This is a genomic window from Microbacterium sp. OVT16B, assembly GCF_019969705.1.
Lineage (GTDB): Bacteria > Actinomycetota > Actinomycetes > Actinomycetales > Microbacteriaceae > Microbacterium > Microbacterium natoriense.
Map to the genome: position 1 here is coordinate 2,191,472 of NZ_JAHXZA010000001.1, position 21,845 is coordinate 2,213,316.

The 21,845-nt window shown below is 68.9% G+C and carries 22 protein-coding genes and 1 tRNA gene; 5 read left to right on the forward strand and 18 right to left on the reverse strand.

The features are described 5' to 3' along the window. Nucleotides 1–13 precede the first annotated feature (13 nt). Nucleotides 14–973: a DNA topoisomerase IB gene (locus tag LC438_RS10455; RefSeq protein ID WP_223586513.1), complete on the reverse strand. Its 960-nt coding sequence runs from the start codon at nucleotides 971–973 to the stop codon at nucleotides 14–16. Between the two features lie 89 nt (nucleotides 974–1,062). Beyond that, on the reverse strand, nucleotides 1,063–1,557 hold the full coding sequence (locus LC438_RS10460; RefSeq protein WP_105673305.1) for a hypothetical protein: 495 nt from the start codon (nucleotides 1,555–1,557) through the stop codon (nucleotides 1,063–1,065). Nucleotides 1,558–1,697: 140 nt separating this feature from the next. Here LC438_RS10460 and LC438_RS10465 point away from each other — a divergent pair, with 140 nt between their 5' ends. Continuing rightward, a complete protein-coding gene (locus tag LC438_RS10465; RefSeq protein WP_223586514.1) occupies nucleotides 1,698–2,519 on the forward strand; it encodes an SDR family NAD(P)-dependent oxidoreductase in 822 nt (273 codons plus the stop codon). 6 nt (nucleotides 2,520–2,525) lie between these two features. Here the strand turns inward: LC438_RS10465 and LC438_RS10470 are convergent, their stop codons facing one another. Next, the gene (locus LC438_RS10470) at nucleotides 2,526–3,767 is read right to left on the reverse strand and encodes an MFS transporter (protein WP_223587466.1); all 1,242 of its coding nucleotides are present in this window, start codon (nucleotides 3,765–3,767) and stop codon (nucleotides 2,526–2,528) included. A gap of 98 nt (nucleotides 3,768–3,865) precedes the next feature. Between LC438_RS10470 and LC438_RS10475 the strand changes: the two genes are divergently transcribed. Both LC438_RS10475 and LC438_RS10480 read left to right on the forward strand, forming a co-directional pair. Further along, on the forward strand, nucleotides 3,866–4,777 hold the full coding sequence (locus LC438_RS10475) for a hypothetical protein (RefSeq protein WP_223586515.1): 912 nt from the start codon (nucleotides 3,866–3,868) through the stop codon (nucleotides 4,775–4,777). Between the two features lie 66 nt (nucleotides 4,778–4,843). Further along, nucleotides 4,844–5,941, forward strand: coding sequence for a serine hydrolase (locus LC438_RS10480; protein ID WP_223586516.1), 1,098 nt, complete (start codon nucleotides 4,844–4,846; stop codon nucleotides 5,939–5,941). Nucleotides 5,942–5,963: 22 nt separating this feature from the next. Here the strand turns inward: LC438_RS10480 and LC438_RS10485 are convergent, their stop codons facing one another. The 12 genes from LC438_RS10485 to LC438_RS10540 all read right to left on the reverse strand — a co-directional run bounded on the left by LC438_RS10485 (nucleotide 5,964) and on the right by LC438_RS10540 (nucleotide 17,569). Further along, nucleotides 5,964–6,605, reverse strand: a complete 642-nt coding sequence (locus LC438_RS10485) for a hypothetical protein (RefSeq protein ID WP_105673301.1) — start codon at nucleotides 6,603–6,605, stop codon at nucleotides 5,964–5,966. A gap of 43 nt (nucleotides 6,606–6,648) precedes the next feature. Then, nucleotides 6,649–7,578: a hypothetical protein gene (locus LC438_RS10490; protein ID WP_223586517.1), complete on the reverse strand. Its 930-nt coding sequence runs from the start codon at nucleotides 7,576–7,578 to the stop codon at nucleotides 6,649–6,651. A gap of 454 nt (nucleotides 7,579–8,032) precedes the next feature. Beyond that, a complete protein-coding gene (locus LC438_RS10495) occupies nucleotides 8,033–8,416 on the reverse strand; it encodes a bleomycin resistance protein (protein WP_223586518.1) in 384 nt (127 codons plus the stop codon). Further along, nucleotides 8,413–9,030, reverse strand: coding sequence for a DUF4304 domain-containing protein (locus LC438_RS10500; RefSeq protein ID WP_223586519.1), 618 nt, complete (start codon nucleotides 9,028–9,030; stop codon nucleotides 8,413–8,415). Before LC438_RS10500 ends, LC438_RS10495 begins: the two co-directional genes overlap by 4 nt. Before the next feature lie 94 nt (nucleotides 9,031–9,124). Next, a tRNA-Gln gene (locus tag LC438_RS10505) sits at nucleotides 9,125–9,196 on the reverse strand. A 95-nt stretch (nucleotides 9,197–9,291) separates the two neighbouring features. Continuing rightward, nucleotides 9,292–10,797 (reverse strand): glutamate--tRNA ligase, encoded by a 1,506-nt coding sequence (gene gltX, locus LC438_RS10510; protein WP_223586520.1) that lies wholly within the window; start codon nucleotides 10,795–10,797, stop codon nucleotides 9,292–9,294. A gap of 53 nt (nucleotides 10,798–10,850) precedes the next feature. Next, complete coding sequence (locus LC438_RS10515; protein WP_223586521.1) at nucleotides 10,851–11,615, reverse strand: class I SAM-dependent methyltransferase; 765 nt, start codon at nucleotides 11,613–11,615, stop codon at nucleotides 10,851–10,853. Then, the gene (locus tag LC438_RS10520) at nucleotides 11,612–12,868 is read right to left on the reverse strand and encodes an MFS transporter (RefSeq protein ID WP_223586522.1); all 1,257 of its coding nucleotides are present in this window, start codon (nucleotides 12,866–12,868) and stop codon (nucleotides 11,612–11,614) included. The genes LC438_RS10515 and LC438_RS10520 overlap by 4 nt, the downstream gene beginning before the upstream one ends. Beyond that, nucleotides 12,865–13,632, reverse strand: a complete 768-nt coding sequence (locus tag LC438_RS10525) for a fumarylacetoacetate hydrolase family protein (RefSeq protein WP_105673294.1) — start codon at nucleotides 13,630–13,632, stop codon at nucleotides 12,865–12,867. Before LC438_RS10525 ends, LC438_RS10520 begins: the two co-directional genes overlap by 4 nt. A gap of 119 nt (nucleotides 13,633–13,751) precedes the next feature. Next, a complete protein-coding gene (locus tag LC438_RS10530) occupies nucleotides 13,752–14,852 on the reverse strand; it encodes a branched-chain amino acid aminotransferase (RefSeq protein ID WP_223586523.1) in 1,101 nt (366 codons plus the stop codon). Between the two features lie 61 nt (nucleotides 14,853–14,913). Beyond that, nucleotides 14,914–15,957 carry a 3-isopropylmalate dehydrogenase gene (locus LC438_RS10535; protein ID WP_223586524.1) on the reverse strand — a complete coding sequence of 348 codons (1,044 nt, stop codon included), beginning with the start codon at nucleotides 15,955–15,957 and terminating at the stop codon, nucleotides 14,914–14,916. A 64-nt stretch (nucleotides 15,958–16,021) separates the two neighbouring features. Continuing rightward, the gene (locus LC438_RS10540; protein ID WP_223586525.1) at nucleotides 16,022–17,569 is read right to left on the reverse strand and encodes an MFS transporter; all 1,548 of its coding nucleotides are present in this window, start codon (nucleotides 17,567–17,569) and stop codon (nucleotides 16,022–16,024) included. Nucleotides 17,570–17,633: 64 nt separating this feature from the next. Between LC438_RS10540 and LC438_RS10545 the strand changes: the two genes are divergently transcribed. Continuing rightward, a complete protein-coding gene (locus LC438_RS10545; RefSeq protein ID WP_223586526.1) occupies nucleotides 17,634–18,179 on the forward strand; it encodes a TetR/AcrR family transcriptional regulator in 546 nt (181 codons plus the stop codon). A 113-nt stretch (nucleotides 18,180–18,292) separates the two neighbouring features. On the opposite strand, the gene serA is transcribed toward LC438_RS10545, so the two are convergent. From serA to LC438_RS10560, 3 genes are all read right to left on the reverse strand, one after another. After that, nucleotides 18,293–19,897 carry a phosphoglycerate dehydrogenase gene (serA, locus tag LC438_RS10550; protein WP_105673289.1) on the reverse strand — a complete coding sequence of 535 codons (1,605 nt, stop codon included), beginning with the start codon at nucleotides 19,895–19,897 and terminating at the stop codon, nucleotides 18,293–18,295. Between the two features lie 122 nt (nucleotides 19,898–20,019). Further along, nucleotides 20,020–20,367 carry a hypothetical protein gene (locus tag LC438_RS10555; RefSeq protein WP_223586527.1) on the reverse strand — a complete coding sequence of 116 codons (348 nt, stop codon included), beginning with the start codon at nucleotides 20,365–20,367 and terminating at the stop codon, nucleotides 20,020–20,022. Further along, nucleotides 20,364–20,843, reverse strand: a complete 480-nt coding sequence (locus tag LC438_RS10560; RefSeq protein ID WP_105673287.1) for a hypothetical protein — start codon at nucleotides 20,841–20,843, stop codon at nucleotides 20,364–20,366. The genes LC438_RS10555 and LC438_RS10560 overlap by 4 nt, the downstream gene beginning before the upstream one ends. A gap of 88 nt (nucleotides 20,844–20,931) precedes the next feature. Here LC438_RS10560 and LC438_RS10565 point away from each other — a divergent pair, with 88 nt between their 5' ends. Further along, a complete protein-coding gene (locus LC438_RS10565) occupies nucleotides 20,932–21,843 on the forward strand; it encodes a hypothetical protein (protein ID WP_223586528.1) in 912 nt (303 codons plus the stop codon). Nucleotides 21,844–21,845 lie beyond the last annotated feature (2 nt).

Sequence of the window (21,845 nt, forward strand, 5' to 3'; positions counted from 1 at the left end):
GGCCCGACGCGCATCAGCCGAGGAGCCGGCGTATCGCCGTCTCTGGTGCCACCGACAGGTCGAGCGTCCTGCCGCGCGCGTACTCTCGGAACACCCGCGGGTCGATGTAGCTCCCCCGCGCCACCGCGACGGTGTTTCCGAGCGCTCCGGCCGTCGCCTGCACGGCGAGCCTCTCGGCCCGTCGTCGCTCCTGACGCGCGTCGAGCACCCCGATCCTCGCGAGAGCGTCCGCGGCGAGGATCGTGCCGTGGAGCGTGCGGAAGTCCTTCGCCGAGTATGCGGCGCCGGCGATCTCCCGCAGGTAGCTGTTGATCTCGCCTGACGTGATCCTGACGCGTCGACGCCCCTTGCGATAGGCGAGCAGCGCCGAGCGCGGCGATCCGGCGGAGAACTCCTCGATCGCGTCCGCGAGGTCGGCGTCGTCGACCTCGATCGCCGCTACCCGACCGCTCTTCGCGGGGAAGCTGAGAGACACCCTCGCGCCGTCCACCCGCACGTCCCGCCGCTGCAGGGTGCTGAGCCCTCGGCTTCCGTGCGTTCTCAGATAGCGCTCCGACCCGATGCGCAGCGCCGCGTCGTCGAGCAGGCGGAACGCGACGGCAAGCGCACGCTCGCGCGTGAGACCCTCGGCCCGCAGAGCCCCGGTCGCGCGCCGTCTCGCGAGCGGCAGCGCCTCGGCCAGCATCAGCGCTCGGGAGAACTTGCGACGATCACGGCGGGTGCGCCACAGCGGGTGGTAGAGATACTGCCGCCGTCCCGCGTCGTCGACGCCCACCGCCTGGATGTGGGCGTGCGCGTCGGCGGCGATCCAGACGTCCGTCCAGGCCGGCGGGATCACGAGCTCGCGGATGCGCGTGCGATCCTCATCCCCCGCCGCTTCGCCCTGCGCGTCGAGATAGCGGAACCCGCGCCCCGCACGCACTCTGCGGAACCCGGGGTCCTCTCCAGGCACGACCCGCACCAGCGTGACCATGCGCGCTCCCTCCGCCCGAGCTCCTCCGGTCGACCTTGCCCCGTCTTCCCGGGCGCCGTGAAGGGCGTGGCGCGCAGCGAGAGGTCGTGCTAGGCGCCGCGCTTCTCGGGTGCGGCGAAGACCGCGCGCATGTGATCACTCGTGAGGAAGTCGGCGATGCCGATCATGATCAGACTGAACACGATCTGCTCGGTCACCATCCACAGCGGGTACAGGCCGGGTATCGCCGCCAGCACCAGGGTGATCACGGGGAAGATCTGGGCGAACAGCCTCAGACGCAGATACGCCCAGCGCCATCCGAGCGACGCCCGCCATGCGAAGTAGAACAGGGTCGCCGTCATCGCGAGCACGACCAGCGTGCGCATCCACACCGAGAACGGCACGGGCTCGCCCTGCGTCGCGAGGATCAGTGCCACGACCACGGCCCCCACCCCGAGCACCAGCTCGACGACGAGCAGCCAGATGATCCAGGTGAACGCGCGTCGCGTCCGAGGGTGCGTCCGGTCCCCCTCGTCGATCGCGTAGCCGGCCTGACGCCCGCCCGCGATGCGGTCCAGGCGGAGGAACAGGGATTCGAGAGGCATACGCGAAGCCTATTCCGGGCCGACCTCTCCCCCATCGTCCGAACGATGGAGATCAGCGGATGCCGGAGCACGGCACCTCGTTCAGACGGTTCATCGGACCTCCCCTGGGCCGCCATCGGCTGCGGTGCTAGTTTGTGCGGATGACCGACGTCGCCCTCATCACCGGAACCTCCTCAGGCATGGGCCTGTTCACCGCCGTCGAACTCGCGAAACGAGGGCTGCAGGTCGTCGCGACCCTGCGCGACACCGGACGATCGGATCGTCTTCGCGCCGCTGCAGCCGCCGCGGGTGTCGACCTCGACATCCGCGCACTCGACGTCGTCGACCATGCCGCCGCCGCAGAGCTCGTCGACGCCGTGACGCGCGACCACGGGCACATCGACCTGCTCATCAACAACGCAGGCCAGGGCAACGTCGGCACCGCGGAGCTGCTGCCCATGTCGCAGATCCGTTCCCAGCTCGAGGTCAACTACCTGGCGCCGGTCAACCTCACCAAGCTGGTGCTCCCCGGCATGCGCGAGCGCGGTCGAGGGAGGATCCTCACGGTGACGAGCGTCGGGGGCGCCGTAGGGCAGCCGTTCGCCGACGCTTACTGCGGCGCGAAGTTCGCGGTCGAGGGCTTCATGCAGTCCCTCGCGGTGGTCGCCGAGCGGTTCGGCGTCCAGGTCGGGGTCATCGAGCCGGCGGCGGTCGCGAGCGAGTTCGTCGCGAATGTGGAACGGCCTTCGGATGCGGGCCCGTACACTCCGCTGCTCGCCGCGTACATCGCGCGCTCCACGGGTGCGTTCGCCAACGCGCAGTCCGCGGAGAGCGCCGCGGTCGCGATCGCCGACGCGGCGACCGCGCAGGACTTCCGGTTCCGCACCCAGACCTCACCCAGTGCGACCGCCTTCGTGAGCACCTCGCTGGCGGATGCCGACGGCGAACGCGTCCTCGGTTTCACTCGACCCTGGATCGGCTGATCTCCGTCACGAGTCGACGGTCACGCCGTTCGCCGCCTGCGGAACGACCCGCTCGAGCGCGAGCGCGAGGAGGCAGACGATCAACGCGCCGGCGACCATCACGCCGATGAACCAGCCGTCCAGCCCCTCACCGAGCATGACCCCGGCGACGAGAGGCCCCGTGATCGCGCCGCCCTGGAACGCCGCCGCGTTGATCGCGTTGTAGCGTCCGCGCGTCCTGTCGCTGGCGAGGTCGTTGTAGATCGCGGGGACGGTCGGCTGCAGCATGGTCTCGCCGAACGCGAAGACCCCCATGTATGCGATCACTCCGATCGCCGCCGCGAGCGTACCGGGGAGGAAGCCCGTGGCGCCGAGGATGATCCAGGACGCCGCCCAGATCAGCGCCATCACCTGCATCACGCGGGTGCGTCGCCTGCCGTTGATGAGCTTGAGCACCGCGAACTGCAGCAGCACGATCACCGCCGTGTTGACGGCGAACGCGAAGCCCACGACCTGCGTGGAGACGCCGGAGACCTGCCGCGCGAAGGCCGGGAACCCCGCCTCCATCTGGCCGTAGCCGATGAACACGGAGATGAACGTCAGAAGCGTGAGCCAGAGCACGGCCGGACGCCGCAGTATCTCGCGATACCCGCCGGACTTCGCCTCGCCGTCGGACTCTTCCGAGTGCGTGCGGACGTTGCGCAGCGGGCCCAGCAGCAGGCCGAGCGGGATGAGGCATGACAGCGCGTCGGCGAGGAAGATCGCGGTGAACGTGCCCGGGTCGTCGACGTTCACGAAGAAACCGCCGATCACGCCGCCGACCCCGATCCCGAGGTTGACGAGGGCGAAGTTGACGCCGAAGTACTGCTGGCGCACCTCCCCGTCGACGACGGCTGCGATGAGGGCGTTGAATCCGGGCCACGAGACGCCGAAGTTCACACCGATCAGCATGACCGCGATCGTCGCGACCGCCGGGTGGGTGGCGAAGGCGAGCAGCACGCAGCCGGCAATCATGGCGAGAAGCCCGACGATCAGGACGCGTTTCGCCCCGATGCGGTCGATCAGCGTGCCTCCCGGCCCCGTCACGACGAGACCGGTGATGGCGATGAGACTCATCAGCGCGCCGGAGAAGCCGAGGTCGAACCCGCGCACCTCGTGCAGATAGATGATCGTGAACGGCAGCGTGAGCCCACGTCCGAGCGTCTGGATCGCGACGGTGGACAGCAGCCACCGCCCCTCGACGGGCAGGGCGTTCCAGAAGCTTCTCATTCCGACCACCCGTGCATTCTTCCGGATGCCGGGGACATTCTCGGACCACGCCGGATTGTCCACGCCGTCCCCTGTCTGAGATCATCCTGAGTATGGCCATGTCTTTCGAGGATTTCCGCGCATCACTCCTGAACGCCGATCAGCGGGCAGCGCTGGGGATCCAGCTGTCGGACGCCGACGCCCAGCTCGTCGTCGCCGATCCGGCATCCGCGCAGAACTGGTACGGATACTGGCTCTCCACGCTCCCGCAGACCCCGCCCCCGCCTGCCGCGCCTGCACCGGCTCCGCAGCCGACGCCCGCCCCTGAGACGACGCAGCAGCCTGCGCCGTCGCCCGAGCCGCAGCATGCCGCCACGTTGCCGTACGAGGCGCCCCCTGCGCCCTTCCCCGGCGACGTCCAGCAGACTCTCCCGATCCACGACACCGCCGTCCACGATCCGCAGCAGCCGACCGCCTACGCCGCGGCGTCTCCGTACCCCGACTACGCTGCATCGCCCGCGGAAGCCCCTGCGAAGAAGTCGCGCGTCGGGCTCTGGGTCACGCTCTCGATCCTGTTCGCACTGATCCTGATCGCCGTGCTCGTGGTGGTCTTCGCGCTCGTGACCGCGCGGCACTGGGTCAAGACCGACGTGGCGGCGCAGCCCGAGACGTTCCACAGCGAGGAGTACAAGACCGGAAGCTACGACGTCACGATGGACACGGTGGACCCCTGCTGGGTCGACCAGGACTGGACCGACTGCATCAACGCGATGGCGGCGCAGTACGACGCCAACTGCGCGGGCGTCACCCTGACCGACACCGCGACCTCCCTCTGCAGTGACTACCTCGCCGAGATCGATCGCATGAGGGCCGAGGACACGGGAGACTTCATCGTGGCGACGCTCGGCGGTTGGGGCAGCCTCCACCGTACCGAGGAGGTCTCGACCAGGCAGGTGTCGAACAACGACGACAAGCCGGCCGTGACGCACAAGGCCGTCTGCTACCTGGGCTTCCTCGGAGAGTGCAAATAGCGGCACCCCGCGGGTCAGCGGTTGCACCTACTGTGGAGTCGCTGACTGCGACGGAGACGAGGACCGATGTCGGAACTGCAGAACACCCTGGATGGCCACATCGCACGCGGCACGGCTCCGGGAATCGTCGTCGCCGACGGCGACCGCTCCGGGTCGATCGCGATCACCTCGTCGGGCGACCTCTCCCCCGACGCGATCGTGCGGATCCAGTCGATGACGAAGCCCGTCGTCGCCGTCGCCGCTCTTCGCCTCGTGCAGGACGGACGTCTCGACCTGGATGCCGCCGTGCAGGACTGGCTCCCTGAACTGCGCGACCGGCGCGTGCTCCGCACCCCGGAGTCGCCCCTGGATGACGTCGTCGCGGCGGAGGGTCCGATCACCGTCAGGCATCTGCTCACCAACACCTCCGGGTACGGAATGACGACCACACCATGTCCTCTGCACGACGCGATGGTCGCGAACCGCACGGAGGCCGGGCAGGAGGCCGTCGAGCTCGGTGCGCAGGACTGGCTCGACGCTCTCGCGACCCTACCGTTGATGTGCGAGCCTGGGCACGGGTGGCGCTACCACCACTCGTTCGGCATCCTCGGCATCCTCCTGTCCCGCCTCGTGGGTCGGCCGCTGGAGGAGCACCTCGCGGTCGATGTCTTCGAGCCGCTGGGGATGATCGACACGGGGTTCACCGTCCCGGTCGAGAAGGCCCATCGGCTTCCTGCCGCCCACCGCCACGATGACGAGCAGGGCCTGATCGAGATCGAGCCGGCCGGCGCGGGCTTCTACGTGGCGCCCGCCCCCTTCGATCTCAGCCACGCCGAACTCGTCTCGACGGCCGCCGACTACTCGGCGTTCGCGACGATGCTCGCGAACAGCGGGCGAATCGGAGACGAGACGTTCCTGAGCGAAGACCTGGCTGCGCAGCTGCGCAGCGATCAGGTGCCCGCGTCGGTCAAGACCCCGGACAGCTTCTTCCCGGGGTTCTGGGACGGCATGGGGTGGGGATTCGGCGTCGTCGTGCACACCGAAGGCCCGCGCCGCGGACGCTACGGGTGGTCGGGCGGACTCGGCACCGACTTCTACGTCGACGCGGACGGTTCCTTCCGCGTCGTGTTGACGCAGGTCGAGATGGGCGCGCAGGTGATGGGTCTCTTCGCAGACCTCAGCTGACCTCGCCGCGCGACGACCCCTATCAGCCCGCGCAGGTCTGCGCGGAGTCGGTGAGATCTCGCAGCCGTCCGCTGCTCCCGGCGATGTCCAGGACATTCAGCGTGAGGATGCCTGCGAACTCGTGCAACTGCGTCGCTGCGCAGCCGTCCCACTCCCCTGAAGGAGCACGTAGATACTCGTCCTCGAAGTCGGCGAGGAGGAGTGCGTAGTGGCGGGCGACCGCGGATTCGCCGATCACCTCCGAGCTGCAGGCCAGTGAGACCGCATCGAGGGACTGCTTTGCCTTGCCCCAGTCGAGGAGCCTGGAGTCGCGGTCCAGCGGGCGCAGCGAGTACCCGGCAGTCAACTCGCTGAGGCTTCCCCTGAGGACGATCAAGCTGTCGACACACCGTTGATCGGCCGCGTTTCGACGCTCGTTGACGGAGATATCCGTCGCCACCTCTGCGGACCAGGATGTCAAAGCGATCGAGACGATCAACGCGATGACCGCACAGAGGAGGGCAAGGAAGGCCATCGCGAAGATGCCCGCCTGAAACCTCCAATTGCCGTCATGGAAGAACTGCTTCCATGGGGCCGCCGGTTCTGTCTTCTGCTCGACACCCTTTCGAAGCAGCCGCGACGGGGACAGCCGGATGTGACGTTCACGATACGGACGGCGAGTCATCGCGGGCCTCCCTGCACGCCGATGCACGGCGTTCCATCCCCGTTCAACAGATCGCATCGATCGTCAGCGTCGTCGGCACCATCTGGACGACGCCGTCGTACGAGGCGTACCCGCGAACCTCCGCCCATCGGCCCCCGCACTCGAAGTCCTCCGACGTGCTGGCAGTCAAAGCGACGGCTATCGATATGCGCTCGGCCGACCGGTATCTGTCGGGGACGATGATCCACCGCAATCCCGACGGCTCCGAGATCTTCCCGGTGAGAACCTCCCACTTGCTCCATGCCATCGACTCCGCGTCCCAGGTGCTGATCTCCACCTTGTCCGATCCGTGCTCGAACCCCGGTGACGAGATGACTCCGAGGTATAGCGGCTCAGTTCCGCCCTCGTCAGCCGGATTCGAGTAGGTCACGGTCGTGCGTACCTGGCTTCCCGGGCGGATCCTCTTGTCGTAAGAACTGGTCGAGGTGCTGACAGACAGTTCTGCGTCTGGCGCACCCACCTCGACCTCGAAGACGATCGCGCCTTTGCATGCGTTCGTGCCGTCGAGGACGCCGTCGAAGCCGTCGCACCCGACGGGAAGTCCTTCGGCGCTGACGAGACGCTCCCAGTCGACGGGATGACTCTGTCCGCCCACCTGCATAACGGCCGAGTCCTCGCGCACCTTCAGTTGCAGCGTCTCGTTCTCCTGAGTCCTCAGCGCGAGAGTCATCCACACGCATCGGGGGATCGTATTGTCGGCGCAGATCTCCGCACGCGACTGCGCATTGCTCGTCACCGACTGTGGAAAGTCGAGGGAGATCCGCGCATTCGTCGTGGCGCCTTCGGTGATGTTCTCGGCGACGTCGTTCCAGAAGTACACGGTGGCCGCGAACGTGTCCCCCGCATGAAGATCCACGTTGCGCAGCTGCGTTTCGGACCCCGGAGCCCTGAAGAAGTAGAAAGCGGTCTCATCGATGTCGTGCGAGTCGTCCACGATCGAGTTGATCACGGGTGCTCCGGCCGGATGGCAGTATGTGAACTTCGGCCGATCGGGCCCCCAGGTCCACCGCTTCTGTTCGGAGTCCATCGGCAACTGCGGCAGCAGGTCGACCTCCGGTGCTGCGGTGGGAAGCGGATCCACCGGTTCGGCCTGCTCCGTGCCCTCGTCATCCGCGCACCGCACGGGTGCAGACGTCGGTGATGCCGACGCAGAAGGCGTCGGCCCCACCCGTTCGGCAGTAGAGACGGGTGCACAGCCCGTCGTGATGAACAGCAGAGCCCCGCACGCGAGTCCGAGAGCGAGCATTCCGACACGCCCGGAGACAATCGTCTTTCTGCTCATCTGGCCCCGTCCTGGTCCTGGAGACGAAGTACTTCGTCGCCGCATCCTATCGAGCGGGACGGCTGCGATCACCGAAGATGTCGCTCATCACCCGACGACCCCATTGTCACGGTTCACGCGACCGACCGACGTCGTCGATCAGAGCCAGCTGCGTGCCGTCGAGATCGACGAGATAGGCGATGCGCAGCCCCGAGTTCTCCAGCCGGGGCGCGTGCAGGCGCGGAAACCCCGTCTGCGCGATGGGAATGCCTGCCCCCGTCGCCGCGGCCCAGAGGTCGTCGAGGTCGGCGACACGGATGCTGCAGCGGAACGAGCTCGACAGCGGTTCGAGGTCGGGGTACGGGAAGAACTCGAGCTCGACCGTACCCCGTTCGAGGATCAGCCAGCCGTCGTCTCGAAACGTCTCGCGGAAGCCCATCCTCCCGTAGAAGCGACTGGTCGCCGGGAAGACCCGCGACGGCAGGTTCGGAACGGCGCGGTCCCGATTCATGCCTGACCCTCGTTCTCGACGAGGAGCCGTTCGAGATCCGCGCGCAACGCTGTCGCCCGTTCCGGAACTCGCGGGAGAGCCACGTCGACGATCCGACGCGCCAGCCCCCGATCCCCCACCAGGAGCGCGACGCGCACCCAGGTGCGCAGCTGCGCCGGATGGAGATCCCCGTCCGAACAGCGGCGAGCCTGCTCATGGAAGCCGGCGGGGAAGTCGCTCAGCGGTCCGAAGAAGGCGTCCGCCTGCCTCTGCCACTCCGACACCAGGAAGGCGACGGACTCGGACGCCTCGGCATCCGTCCGCCCGTACGCGAACTCGGCGTCGGAGGAGTTGCGGAAGCCGGAGACGATCGAACCGCGCCACGCGCAGTCGTACTCGTGCATCGACGCGACCGGAACGGCATCCCCACCGGCGACACCCCCGAGCGCCGGCAGGTGGGCGCCGAGGTTGATCTGAAAGACCGCGCTGCGCGGGCGGTGCTGCACCTCCACGACGTGCACGACGGGACCGTCGAGCTCGCGTCGGAGCACGTCGCCCATGCGGGCGAACCCGGCAGCGGTGAGCAGCGGGAAGAACTGCCTGCGCAGCTCGCTCGTGATGGTCTTGCGATCCATGAAGCACTCCCCGGTTCGTCTGCGGCTCAGCTTAGCGATCAGACCCCGCCCGAGAAACGACGAAACCCCCGGGTGACCGGGGGTTTTCATCGTGCTGGGGTACCTGGACTCGAACCAAGAACAACTGAACCAGAATCAGCCGTGTTGCCAATTACACCATACCCCAAGGGCGAAACCTGAGCCTCGCACCGAGATTCAAGCTTACCCGAGCGGTGGCCGAACGCCAAAACGGCCGCTCCGGCACACCGCCCGGGCGCGTCGTCAGCTCTGGAGCGAGGACGACAGCGCGCGAAGGCGACGCAGCGACTCGTCCTTGCCGAGCAGCTCCATCGACTCGAACAGCGGCGGAGACACACGGCGGCCCGTGATCGCGACGCGCGGAGGACCGTAGGCGACGCGCGGCTTGAGCTCCAGGTTCTCGACGAGTGCGGTCGCGAGGGCGTCCTGGATCTTCTCGGGCGTGAACTCCTCGACCGGCTCGAGCGCGGCGACGCACGCGTCGAGCACCTCGGCGGCGTTCGCGGGGAGACCCTTGAGCGCATCGGCCTCGTAGGAGATCTCGTCGGTGAAGAGGAAGCCGAGCATGCCGGGCACCTCGCCCAGCAACTGGACGCGCTCCTGGACGAGCGGCGCGGCGCGGAACGCCAGCACCAGCTGCTCGTGCGTCGGCTCGTCGAACAGACCGGCGGCGGCGAGGTACGGGATCGTCCGCTCGGCGAAGTCCTTCACATCCAGCATCCGGATGTGGTCGCCGTTGATCGACTCCGCCTTCTTCTGATCGAAGCGCGCCGGGTTCGGGTTCACGTTCACGATGTCGAAGGCCGCCGTGAACTCCTCCAGCGAGAAGACGTCGCGGTCGGGGCCGATGGACCAGCCGAGCAGCGCGAGGTAGTTCAGCAGACCCTCGTGGATGAAGCCGCGGTCACGGTGCAGGAACAGATCGGCCTGCGGGTCGCGCTTGGAGAGCTTCTTGTTGCCGGTCTCCCCCAGCACGAGCGGCATGTGCGCGAAGCGCGGCACGAAGGTCGTCACACCCGCGTCGATGAGAGCCGCGTACAGCGCCAGCTGGCGCGCGGTGGACGGCATGAGGTCCTCGCCGCGCAGCACGTGGGTGATCCCCATGAGCGCGTCGTCGACCGGGTTCACGAACGTGTAGAGCGGCACCCCGTTGGGGCGCACGACCACGAAGTCGGGGAAAGAGCCGGCCGGGAAGGTGACCTCGCCGCGGATCAGGTCGATGTAGGTGAGGTCTTCATCGGGGACGCGCAGACGCAGCGCGGGCTGACGGCCCTCTGCACGGAACGCCTCCTTCTGCTCCTCGGTGAGGTCGCGGTCGAAGTTGTCGTAGCCGAGCTGCTTGGCGCGGCCGTTGGCCTCGTTGCGCGCATCGATCTCGGCGGCGTCGGAGTAGCTCTCGTAGAGGGCGCCGCTCGCGACGAGCTTGTCGATCACGCCGCGGTAGATGTCGTGGCGCTGCGACTGGCGGTACGGCTCGTGCGGGCCGCCGACCTCGACGCCCTCGTCCCAGTCGATCTTGAGCCAGGTGAGCGCGTCGACGAGCTGACGGAAGCTCTCCTCGCTGTCGCGGGCCGCATCGGTGTCCTCGATGCGGAACACCATCTTGCCGCCGGTGTGGCGGGCGTACGCCCAGTTGTAGAGTGCGGTGCGCACCATGCCGACGTGCGGCAGGCCGGTCGGAGAGGGGCAGAAGCGGACGCGGACGTCGGCACCGCTGGCGGTCGTGGTGAGGGGGTGAGGAGTAGCCATATCCCCTCGATTCTACCGGGAGCGGATGCCGTCTCCCCGTCTGCTCCGTGGGCTCAGCGGGCCGCGCTCGCCGCGATCGCCGCGGTGTGCTCCAGCGGCAGCAGGTCATCGATGACGCGTTCGGCCACCACGGCGTCGAACGCGTGGCGGAAGCGCTCCCTGTCGGCGGCACAGAGAGAGGCGTAGAGCGCGCCGGCGCCCGCCACACCGCCCTCCACCGACGTCCACAGCGCACCGGGATCGGCCTTCCAGACCCAGGTGTGCTCTGCCACATCGAGTGCGGCGAGACCCGCCTCGCGCAGCATCCCTTCGAAGCCCTCTGGCGTGCGCTCGAACTCCTCCTCCGGGGCCAGGCGCCCTCCCGCCAGAGGCACGACGCCGGCCCGCTCCGTGACCTCGCCCCACAGCCAGGAGGGCGACCGCGTCCAGATCGAGGCGATGACGGCGCCCCGACTCACCCTGCGCAGCTCGGCCGCGGCGGAGCGCGGCGAGTCGACGTGGTTGAGCACGAAGTTCGCGACGGCGACGTCGAAGTCCTCGTCGTCGAACGGGAGGGACGGTAACCGCCCCGCAACGGTCTGGATGTGCGGATGCCGGCGCAGCGACGCGCTCCGCATGGTCTCCTCCGGCTCGCAGGCCGTGACGCTCCAGCCCTGCTCCGCCCACGCGGCCGCCAGGGTGCCGTCACCGGAACCCACATCGACCAGGTCGCGACCGACCGCCGGCCCGAGCATCGCGCTCATGACGGGCAGCGTGCCGGCGCAGAGCGCCGCATACGAGGCGGAGTAGGCCTCCCCGACGCCCGCCCAGTCCTTCATCGCGAACCGGAGCGGCCGAACGGCGACATCACGACGATCGCGACCACGATGACGGATGCCGCGATCCCGAGTCCCGCGTACTGGAAGTTCGACAGGATCACCCCGGCGAGGACCGCCCCCGCCGCAGCGGACAGGCTCATCAGCGAGTCGCTGCGTCCCTGCCGACGAGTGCGCAGCTCGGGGGCGCTCGCCTCCGTGAGCAGCGCCGCACCCGCGACGGTCGCCGCGCTCCATCCGAGGCCGAGCAGGATCAGAGCGACGATGACGCCCCACGCCTGATCGTTCGCGAAGACGGCGAACCCGAGGGCTCCGGCCAGCAGCGCCTGCCCCAGCAGGACGACGCGCAGCCGACCCCAGCGGTCGGCGAGGATGCCGAAGAGAGGCGAAAGCGCGTACATGCCTCCCACATGGAGAGCGATCGTGACACCGACGAGCGCGGAGACGTCGGCGGGCGTGGTCTCCATGCCGTGCATCGCGTGCGCCATGTGCGAGAGATGCACGGGCGTCATCGCCATCACCGAGGCCATCACCACGTGAGAACCCGCGACCGCGAAGATCGCGTACCGCGCGACGACGGGGCTGTCCTTCCTGACGATCCCGGCCGCCGCGGCCGCGGCTGCAGTGGCGAGCTTCTGCGCCGCCAGCAGCGGATCGGGGCGCAGCGCCACCAGGTACAGGATCAGCGCGGCGCACTGGGCGACGAAGGAGAAGGCGTACGAGCCCGTCTGCGGCGGCATCCCGAGCGCGTGCCCCACGACCTCGCCCGGCCCCAGCAGCAGCGGCCCAGCCACTCCTCCGATCGTGGTGGACCACACGACGATCGACAGGTCACGGCCCCGATGCTGCGGCGCCGCGAGGTCGGTCGCGGCGAACCGCGACTGAAGGTTGCCCGCGTTGCCCGCCCCGATCGTCAGGGTGCCCAGCAGGAGCAGCGGGAAGATGCGCAGCGCGACGGCCAGCACGACGATCGCGATGCCGGTCAGCGCGAACACGTTGCCGAGGGTCAGCGCGCGACGGCGCCCGAACCGTGCCGCCATGCGGGCGAGCGGGATCGAGCACAGCGCAGGGCCGAGCGTCACCGACGCGGTGGCGAGTCCGGAGAGGCCGTCGTTGCCGGAGAGGTCTGCGGCGAGCAGCGCACCGAGGGAGACCGTGGCGCCGAACGCGATGCCACCCAGCACCTGCCCGAGCGACAGGACGAGGACCGTGCGGCGCTGGACCTCGACCTGTCGTTCGGGCGTGAGGGTGGTCACTGCGCGTCGCGGACGGAGTTGCGCAGGATGCCGAGGCCGGTGATCTCCACCTCGACCGTGTCGCCCGCCCCGAAGGCGCCGACTCCGGCCGGAGTCCCGGTGAGGATCACGTCGCCGGGGAGCAGCGTGAACACCGCGGAGGCGTACTCGATGATCGCGGGGACGGAGTGGATCATGTCGGTCAGCGGCGCATGCTGACGCACCTCGCCGTTCACACGGGTCTCGATGGTGGCGGATGCCGGGTCGAAGTCGGTCTCGATCACGGGGCCCAGAGGGCAGAACGTGTCGAATCCCTTGGCCCGAGACCACTGGCCGTCCTTGCGCTGGAGGTCGCGCGCGGTGACGTCGTTGCCGATCGTGTAGCCGAGCACGTGGTTCAGCGCGTCCGCCGCCTTCACGTTCTTCGCGACCCTGCCGATCACGACGGCGAGCTCGCCCTCGTACTCCGTCTGCTGCGACAGCGCGGGCCGGATGATCGCGTCGCCCGGACCGATCACGGCCGTGTTCGGCTTCAGGAACAGCAGCGGCTCCTCCGGCGCCACTCCCCCCATCTCGGCGGCGTGGTCGTGGTAGTTCTTGCCGACGCACACCACCTTGGAGCGCGGGATCACGGGAGCCAGCAGCGCGGCATCCGCCAGCGGCACGCGGGCACCTGTCGTCTCGTATCCCGTGAACAGGGGGTCACCGGCGAGCACGACCAGGTCGGACTCGTCGACGATCCCGTACATGATGGCGTCGTCGTGGCTGAATCGTGCGATCTTCACCCGTTCAGCCTAGCCAGCCGCGCTCCTCTTCGAGACCCCGACCGACGTCGAGACCCCCGCCGGCCCGGTGGGGCAGACGGGGGTCTCGGCGATGCGGCGCGCTCGGGGCGCGAGCGGCGTCAGGCGTCCAGACGGACCAGCCAGCCGTGACGGTCCTCGCGGCGGCCGTACTGGATGTCGGTGAGCTCCTCGCGCAGGGAGAGCGCCAGCTCGCCGAGGGGCTGCGGCTCGTCGAACCCCTCTCCGACCAGCGCGCCGATCGGCGTGACGACCGCGGCGGTGCCGCAGGCGAAGACCTCGACGATGTCTCCGGAGGCCACGCCCTGGCGCCACTCGTCGATCGAGATCGGCCGCTTCTCCACGGTGTAGCCGCGATCCTCCGCGAGCTGCAGCAGCGAGTCGCGCGTGATGCCCTCCAGGATGCTGTCGGACTCGGGCGTGACCACGCGGCCGTCCTTGAAGACGAACACGACGTTCATGCCGCCGAGCTCCTCGACGTAGCGGTTCTCGTTCAGGAACACGACCTGGTCGCAGCCCTTCGCGCTCGCCTCGCTCTGCGCGAGCAGGCTCGATGCGTAGTTGCCGCCGGTCTTCGCCTTGCCCGTGCCGCCCTTGCCCGCACGCGCGTAGTCCTCGGACAGCCAGATGCGCACCGGCTTCACACCACCGGAGAAGTACGCCCCGGCGGGGCTCGCGATCACGTAGTAGGCGACCTTCTGCGCCGCGCGGACACCGAGGAAGGCCTCCTTGGCGAACATGAACGGGCGCAGGTACAGGCTCTGATCGGCGCCGGACGGAACCCAGCGGCCGTCGACGGCGATGATCTCGCGCAGCGACTGGATGAAGTATTCGGTCGGCAGCTCCGGCAGCGCCAGGCGACGGGCGCTCGCCTGCAGGCGCGCTGCGTTGCGATCGGGGCGGAACGTGTGGATCGACCCGTCGGCGTGACGGTAGGCCTTGATGCCCTCGAAGATCTCTTGCGCGTAATGCAGCACGGAGGCTGCGGGGTCGAGCGGGATCGGGCCGTAGGGCTGCACCCGGGGGCGGTGCCAGCCGCCGTTCACCGACCAGCAGATGTCGACCATGTGGTCTGTGAACACCACGCCGAAGCCGGGGTTCTCCAGGACCTCGGCGACCCTCGCCGGCGTCGCCGCGTTCAGGTTCTTCGTGACCGCGAACTCCAGCGGAGCCACGGTCGCCTCGGTGTCGATCGTCGTCATGTCGTCATCCGTTCCTCGTGGGTGGGCGCATCATCGCGCTGCTTCAGCCTACGCCTGTCGTTCAGAGGCGCGCGGCGATCGCGGAGCCGATCTCCGCCGTGCTGCGGGCGCCGGTGCGCGCCGCGATATCGGCCTCGACGGCCGCACTGACCCTCGCCGACTCCTCCGCCAGGCCGAGGTGGTCGAGCAGGAGCGCGATCGACAGGATCGCGGCGGTCGGGTCGGCCTTCTGCTGGCCGGCGATGTCGGGCGCGGAGCCGTGCACCGGCTCGAACATCGAGGGGAAGGCGCCGTCGGGGTTGATGTTGCCCGACGCGGCGAGACCGATGCCGCCGGTGACCGCACCGGCGAGGTCGGTGAGGATATCGCCGAACAGGTTGTCGGTGACGATCACGTCGAACCGCGACGGGTCGGTGACCAGGAAGATCGTCGCGGCGTCGACGTGCAGATAGTCGACCGCGACGTCCGGGTGCGAAGCGGCGACCTCGTTCACGATCCGCTGCCAGATGGCGCCCGCGTGCACGAGGACGTTGGTCTTGTGGACGAGCGTGACCTTCTTGCGACGGCGCTCGGCGAGCTCGAAGGCGTAGCGGACGACGCGCTCGACGCCGAACGCCGTGTTCACGCTGGTCTCGTTGGCGACCTCGTGCGGAGTGCCCGCGCGGATCGCTCCCCCGTTGCCGACGTACGGCCCCTCGGTGCCCTCCCGCACGACGACGAAGTCGATGTCGCCGGGGTTCGCGAGCGGTCCGGGGGCGCCGGTGAAGAGCTTCGACGGACGCAGGTTGACGTAGTGGTCGAGAGTGAACCGCAGGCGCAGCAGCAGCCCCCGCTCGATGTTCGCGTCCTTGAGGCGCGGGTCTCCGGGCTGGCCGCCGACCGCGCCGAGGAGGATCGCGTCGTGTGCGGCGATCGCCGACAGGTCGTCGTCCGTCAGGGTGTCGCCGGTCTCCAGGAAGCGCGCGGCTCCCAGCGAGAACCGGGTCTTGTCGAACGTGACATCGCTCGCGGCGGTCACGGCGTCGAGGACCTTCTCCGCCTCGGCGATGACCTCGGGTCCGATGCCGTCACCCGGGATGACGGCCAGCTTCACGACACGCGACATGACACTCCTTGCATGAGGGAACCGGCACCCATCGGAACGGATGCCGGTCCCCCCAGCGTACTGGTCAGTGAGACGGGGTCGTGCGCAGTGTGACGGCGGCGATGGCACCCGCCGCGACGACGAGGCCCGCACCGATCAGCGACGTCACCATGACGCCCGACCCGAAGGCCGTCGCCGCGGCATCCCACAGCGCGCCCCCGAGCTGCTCCGGCAGTTTCGCGGCCGCGGTGTAGGCGCCGGCGAGGGTCTCGCGGGCGGCGACGGCCGCATCCTCCGGCAGTCCGGGCGGGAGCACGAGGGCTCCGCGGTAGAACGCGGTGATGATGCCGCCGAGGATCGCCGTGCCCAGCACGGCGCCCAGCTCGTAGGCGGTCTCGGAGACCGCGCTCGCGGCTCCCGCCTTCTCCGCGGGGGCGCTCGACAGGATCAGTTCGTTCGAGATCGTCTCGGCCGCGCCGATGCCGATGCCGAGCACGATGAAGGCGACGACGAGCGGCAGGACGCCGTGATCGGAGGTCGTGAACGCCACCAGCAGGTACCCGGCCACCGAGAACAGCAGCGCGGCGGGGATCAGCACCCGCGGACGCACCCGTCTCGAGATCGGGACGACGAGGAGACCGGCGATGATCATCGCCGCCATGCCGGGGACCAGCGCGAAACCGGCCTCCATCGGAGAGAGTCCGAGCACGAGTTGCACGTGCTGGGAGACGAAGTAGAGGAAGCCGACGAGGGCGACGACGCTCAGGAGATTCACCATGATCGCCCCGGAGAAGGATCCGCGGCGGAACAGGCCCATGTCGAGCATCGGGATCTCGGCGCGGTTCTGCCGACGCACGAACAGGTATCCCATGAGGAGGCCGAACGCCGCGAAGGCACCCGCCTTCCACGAGGGGCCGTCCACGGCCAGCGTCTTGATCGCGTAGACGACCGGGATCATCGCGGCCATCGACAGCACGATGCTGACGGGATCGATGCGACCGGGGTTCGGGTCACGGCTCTCCGGCACCAGCAGCGGCGCGAGGATCAGCAGAGGGATCAGAACCGGGACCGCGACGAGGAACACGGAGCCCCAGGCGAAGTGCTCGAGGAGGAAGCCTCCGACGATAGGTCCGAGTGCGGCGCCCGCCGAGAAACCGGCCGCCCAGACGGCGATGGCCATGCGGCGCTGCTCGCGATTGCGGAAGATGGAGCGCAGCAGCGACAGCGTCGACGGCATCAGCATCGCGCCGAAGAAGCCGAGCAGTGCGCGCGCACCGATCAACAGGCCCGCCGTCGGGACGAAGGCGGCCAGCGCCGAGACGGCCGCGAAGCCGGTCGCGCCGATGAGCAGGAGCTTGCGGCGACCGAAGCGGTCGCCCATGGTCCCCATCGTGACGAGGAGTCCGGCGAGGACGAGCGGGTAGACGTCGATGATCCACAGCTGCTCGGCGCCCGACGGCGAGAGCGCCATCGAGATCTCGGGCAGCGCGAAGCTCAGCACGGTGTTGTCCACCGACACCAGCAGCACTGGCAGCATGAGCACGACGAGCGCGGCCCAGCCTCGCGCCCCTACACGGGGAGCATCGGTCTCGGCGTTGTCGACGACAGTGGGGATCGACGCTGTGCGCGTCATGAGGCACCTCTCAGGATCTTCTGCGGCTCAGTTACTGAACCGTCCAGATGGTATAGTAACAGATATGCCCCGACCTCCTCTCGCCCGAGAACGCGTCCTGGACGCGTTCGAGTCGATCCTCATCGCCGACGGAGAGCGGGCGGCGACCCTCGATGCGACAGCGAAAGCGGCTGGAGTGTCGAAGGGCGGCCTGCTCTACCACTTCGGCTCGAAGGAAGAGCTCGCGGCGGGACTCCTCGAGCGGCTCGATGCGCTCACGACGGCGGATCTGGAGCGGATGACGGCGGCGGAGGAGGGTCCGGTGGCCTACTACGTCCGTACCTCGGTCATGGAGGACGATGCGCTGGACCGCGCTCTCATCGCCGCCACGCGCCTGGCCCAGGGCGGATCAGCAGCGGCAGCGGACATGCTGCGCCACACCCGTCTCCGCTGGGAGGACACGATCCGCCCTCACGTCCGCGACAGGGCGAGCCTCGACCTCGTCATGCTGCTCAGCGACGGGCTCTACTTCAACAACTCCCTCGACGTGCACGGCCCCGAGCGCCTGGTGCCGCGCAGCGAGGAGCTCGCCGAGCTGATCGCGCTCGTGCTGAGCGCCACGTCACGCTAGTCCCCAGAGACGCGATGCGCCTCTCCAGGTGACGCCGCACCACCGGGTCAGCGATCCGCACATGCGAGAGGCGGGAGAGGCATCGCGCCTCCCCCGCCTCTCGTGGGCCCGGGTCAGACCTCGGTGAGCTCGATCTGACGGAACAGGTCGGCGTCGATCGCCGTGCGGACGTCGTCGAGGAGCTCCTCGGACACGGGCGAGTCGAGGGTCAGCACGCTGAGCGCCTGGTCGCCCGCCGCGAGGCGGCCGATCTGCATACCGGCGATGTTGATACCGGCCTCGCCGAACTTCTGTCCGTAGACCGCGACGATGCCGGGTCGGTCGGTGTAGAGCATCACGACGTGGTGCTTCTCGATCGGGAGCTCGAGCGCGTGGTCGTTGATCCCGACCAGCTTCTCGGTCTGCTTCGGGCCGGTCAGCGTGCCGGAGACCGAGAGCTGCGTCCCGTCGGAGAGCGCACCGCGCAGCGTGATGACGTTGCGGTACTCGTCACTGACGTCATCCTTCAGCAGGCGCACCGCGATGCCGCGCTGGTCGGCGAGCAGCGGAGCGTTCACGTACGACACGGTCTCGCTGACGATGTTGGTGAAGACGCCCTTGAGCGCGGCGAGCTTCAGCACGCTCACGTCGTAGTCGTTCAGCTCGCCGTGCACCTCGACGTCGAGGCTGGTGAGGGGCGAGGTCGCGAGCGCCGAGAAGATCTGGCCGAGCTTCTCGACCAGGGAGATGCCGGGGCGCACATAGGGATCGATCACGCCGCCGGCGACGTTCACGGCGTCGGGGACGAGGTCGCCGCCGAGGGCCAGGCGCACGGAGCGGGCGACCGAGACGCCCGCCTTCTCCTGCGCCTCGTCGGTGCTGGCTCCGAGGTGCGGGGTGACGACGACGTTCGGCAGCGCGGTGAGGGCGCGCGCGGAGCTGCCCTCCGCCGGGGGCTCCGAGGTGAAGACGTCGAGTCCGGCGCCGGCGATCTCGCCGGCGTTGAGCGCCTCGATGAGCGCCGCCTCGTCGATCAGGCCGCCGCGGGCGACGTTGACGACGTAGGCGGTCTTCTTCATGGCCTGGAACTGCTCGGTGCTGAGCATGCCCGTGGTCTCGGGCGTCTTGGGCATGTGGATCGTGATGAAGTCGGACTCGGCGATCAGCTCGTCGAGCGACAGGAGCTGCACGCCCAGCTGCTGGGCGCGCGCCGACGTGACATAGGGGTCGTAGGCGACCACGCGCATGTCGAAGGCCGCGAGACGCGCGGCGACGAGAGCCCCGATGCGCCCGAGGCCGATGATGCCGACCGTCTTCTCGAAGAGCTCTGCGCCGGTGTAGGAGCTGCGCTTCCACTGCCCCGCGGAGAGCGAGGCGTGCGCCGCGGGGATGCGACGGGCGAGGCTGAGGATGTGCCCGATCGTGAGCTCGGCGGCGGAGACGATGTTCGACGTCGGCGCATTGACGACCATCACGCCCGCGGCCGTCGCCGCCTTGATGTCGACGTTGTCGAGGCCGACGCCCGCGCGGGCGACCACCTTGAGCTGCGGCGCGTGCGACAGCGCCTCCTCGTCGATGCGGGTCGCCGAGCGGATGAGAACGGCGTCCGCCTCCGCGAGCGAGGCGAAAAGAGCCTCACGGTCGGTGCCGTCGACGTTGCGGACGTCGAAGTCGGGGCCCAGAGCCTCGATCGTGGCGGGAGACAGTTCTTCGGCGATGAGCACAACAGGCTTCGGCACAGTGGATCCTTCGGGGCAGCGCGACATGCGGGAGAGGGCCGATGCGCCGCACACCATCGGGGGCGCGATCACGTCAACTGTACCGGAGCAGGATCGCTGCCCCGTGCCGTGTGACGGCAGGATCAGGCAGCCACCAGCTGAGACATGTTGAGGATGCTGTAGCCGAGCAGGCTCAGCCAGAACACCGCCACGACGCCCAGACCGGCGAGCAGCACGAGGCTGAGCTCACCCACGCGGCGCCGACGGCCGATCACGAGGGCGAACACGAAGACGAGGGCAGGGAACACGACCCCGAAGAGCAGCGTCGCCCACCCCGTCGCCGTCAGGCCGCTCTGCGCCATGGACACCAGGTGCGCCACGGCGTTCCACACCGCATAGGCGTAGAAGAGGCCGCTGAGACCGATGACCAGCCAGACGATCCACCGCGGAGAACCCGCCGAGATCGAGGGCGTCGTCGTGGATGCGGTCATGATCCGATCACCCCCACGGTGACGAAGGGCCAGGGAACGAGGAGCACCACGCCCAGGAGGAGAACGAGCACGCGGATCCACGCGGCCCTGCCGCGCGTCAGCACCCACGTCGCGAGGAACCACAGGGCGGGGGCCGCGACGGCCAGCACGAACCAGGGCACGTACATGCTGTCGGCGACGATCAGGTTCGCCAGCGGCTTGAGACGGAGCCCGCCGACGACCCAGCCCACGGTGTACAGCAGGTAGACCCCGCCGACCACTCCCAGGGTGAGGAGCATCCCGGTGCCCAGTGCGGCGGGCGCCTCGTCAGCCTCGGTCGGATCGTCGGATGCCGCGGCATCCGACTCCCCACCCTCCTCGACGACCCTGTCGCTGCCCTTGCCGACGGCGTTCCAGCCCGCGGGCAGCGCGGGTTCCTTCGGCGACGTGCCGTCGTCGCCCTCCCATGTCAGGGCGTCATCGGGATCGGTGCTCATGTCCTCCAGCGTAGGACACCGCGTCCACTAGGCTCAGGGGTGCAAATCGGCTGGGCACGCGGGTGCGCAGGGGGAAAGGGTGTTGATCGTGGCAGAGAGCAAGAGCGGCGAGTCCGTCGAACCGGCGGCGAACTGGAAGCCGACGGCCGAAGCCAAGTCTAAGGCGACCACCTTCCGCTGGATCGCCGCCGTGCTGTGGGCGGTCGCCATCGCGAGCGAGGCCGTCGCGATCTTCTGGCTGCTGCGCCAGCGCGACTACGTCGGCGAAGACGGCGTGCTCGTCCGTGATCCCGACACGGGGCTGCTCTCCGACCCCGGCGTGACCGCGCAGTTCCCGCAGTGGGCCTTCATCACCCTCCTCGTGATGCTCGTCGTCATCGCCGCGCTGTCGATCACCGGTTCCCTCCTCTGGAAGAAGGCGAACCGCCTCGACCCCGCGCGCAAGTCGGAGACCCTCCGCTTCTTCGTGCAGAACCAGCTCGGCGCGATCATCGCGATCGTCGCCTTCCTCCCGCTGATCATCCTCATCTTCCTGAACAAGGACATGGACAAGGGCCAGAAGGCCACGGCGGGCATCGTGGGCATCGCGCTCGCGGTCCTGGCGACCGTGATCGGCGTCGACTTCAACCCGCCGTCCGTCGAGCAGTACACGGCCGATCAGTCGGCCGTCATCCAGCTGCTCGGCAAGGACGAGGTCGTGTGGGTCGACGGCGGCTCGGTGTACCACGTGTGCGACCAGGTCTCCGACATCCAGACCGGCAGCGAGAAGCGCACCGGCACCACCGCTCAGGCGATCGAGGCAGGCAAGATCCGCCTCACCCTGAAGTTCGCCTCCGAGCTGAAGACCTGCGGCCTCGCCGTGCCCGACAACGCCGACGCGATCACCGAGGCGCTGCGGTCCATCCAGGCCGGCCAGGTCGACACGCCGCTGCCGGCCCCGGTCTGGGCCGACCCGACCGACGCCCCCATCGAGATCGAGGACGCCGCGCCCGCGAACTGAGC

Bases quoted from the DNA above. Each gene is read 5' to 3' on its own strand.
- LC438_RS10455 (WP_223586513.1), bottom strand. From the start codon at position 973: ATGGTCACGCTGGTGCGGGTCGTGCCTGGAGAGGACCCCGGGTTCCGC.
- LC438_RS10460 (WP_105673305.1), bottom strand. From the start codon at position 1,557: ATGCCTCTCGAATCCCTGTTCCTCCGCCTGGACCGCATCGCGGGCGGG.
- LC438_RS10465 (WP_223586514.1), top strand. From the start codon at position 1,698: ATGACCGACGTCGCCCTCATCACCGGAACCTCCTCAGGCATGGGCCTG.
- LC438_RS10470 (WP_223587466.1), bottom strand. From the start codon at position 3,767: ATGAGAAGCTTCTGGAACGCCCTGCCCGTCGAGGGGCGGTGGCTGCTG.
- LC438_RS10475 (WP_223586515.1), top strand. From the start codon at position 3,866: ATGTCTTTCGAGGATTTCCGCGCATCACTCCTGAACGCCGATCAGCGG.
- LC438_RS10480 (WP_223586516.1), top strand. From the start codon at position 4,844: ATGTCGGAACTGCAGAACACCCTGGATGGCCACATCGCACGCGGCACG.
- LC438_RS10485 (WP_105673301.1), bottom strand. From the start codon at position 6,605: ATGACTCGCCGTCCGTATCGTGAACGTCACATCCGGCTGTCCCCGTCG.
- LC438_RS10495 (WP_223586518.1), bottom strand. From the start codon at position 8,416: ATGAATCGGGACCGCGCCGTTCCGAACCTGCCGTCGCGGGTCTTCCCG.
- LC438_RS10500 (WP_223586519.1), bottom strand. From the start codon at position 9,030: ATGGATCGCAAGACCATCACGAGCGAGCTGCGCAGGCAGTTCTTCCCG.
- gltX (WP_223586520.1), bottom strand. From the start codon at position 10,797: ATGGCTACTCCTCACCCCCTCACCACGACCGCCAGCGGTGCCGACGTC.
- LC438_RS10515 (WP_223586521.1), bottom strand. From the start codon at position 11,615: ATGAAGGACTGGGCGGGCGTCGGGGAGGCCTACTCCGCCTCGTATGCG.
- LC438_RS10530 (WP_223586523.1), bottom strand. From the start codon at position 14,852: ATGACGACGATCGACACCGAGGCGACCGTGGCTCCGCTGGAGTTCGCG.
- LC438_RS10535 (WP_223586524.1), bottom strand. From the start codon at position 15,957: ATGTCGCGTGTCGTGAAGCTGGCCGTCATCCCGGGTGACGGCATCGGA.
- LC438_RS10540 (WP_223586525.1), bottom strand. From the start codon at position 17,569: ATGACGCGCACAGCGTCGATCCCCACTGTCGTCGACAACGCCGAGACC.
- LC438_RS10545 (WP_223586526.1), top strand. From the start codon at position 17,634: ATGCCCCGACCTCCTCTCGCCCGAGAACGCGTCCTGGACGCGTTCGAG.
- LC438_RS10555 (WP_223586527.1), bottom strand. From the start codon at position 20,367: ATGACCGCATCCACGACGACGCCCTCGATCTCGGCGGGTTCTCCGCGG.
- LC438_RS10560 (WP_105673287.1), bottom strand. From the start codon at position 20,843: ATGAGCACCGATCCCGATGACGCCCTGACATGGGAGGGCGACGACGGC.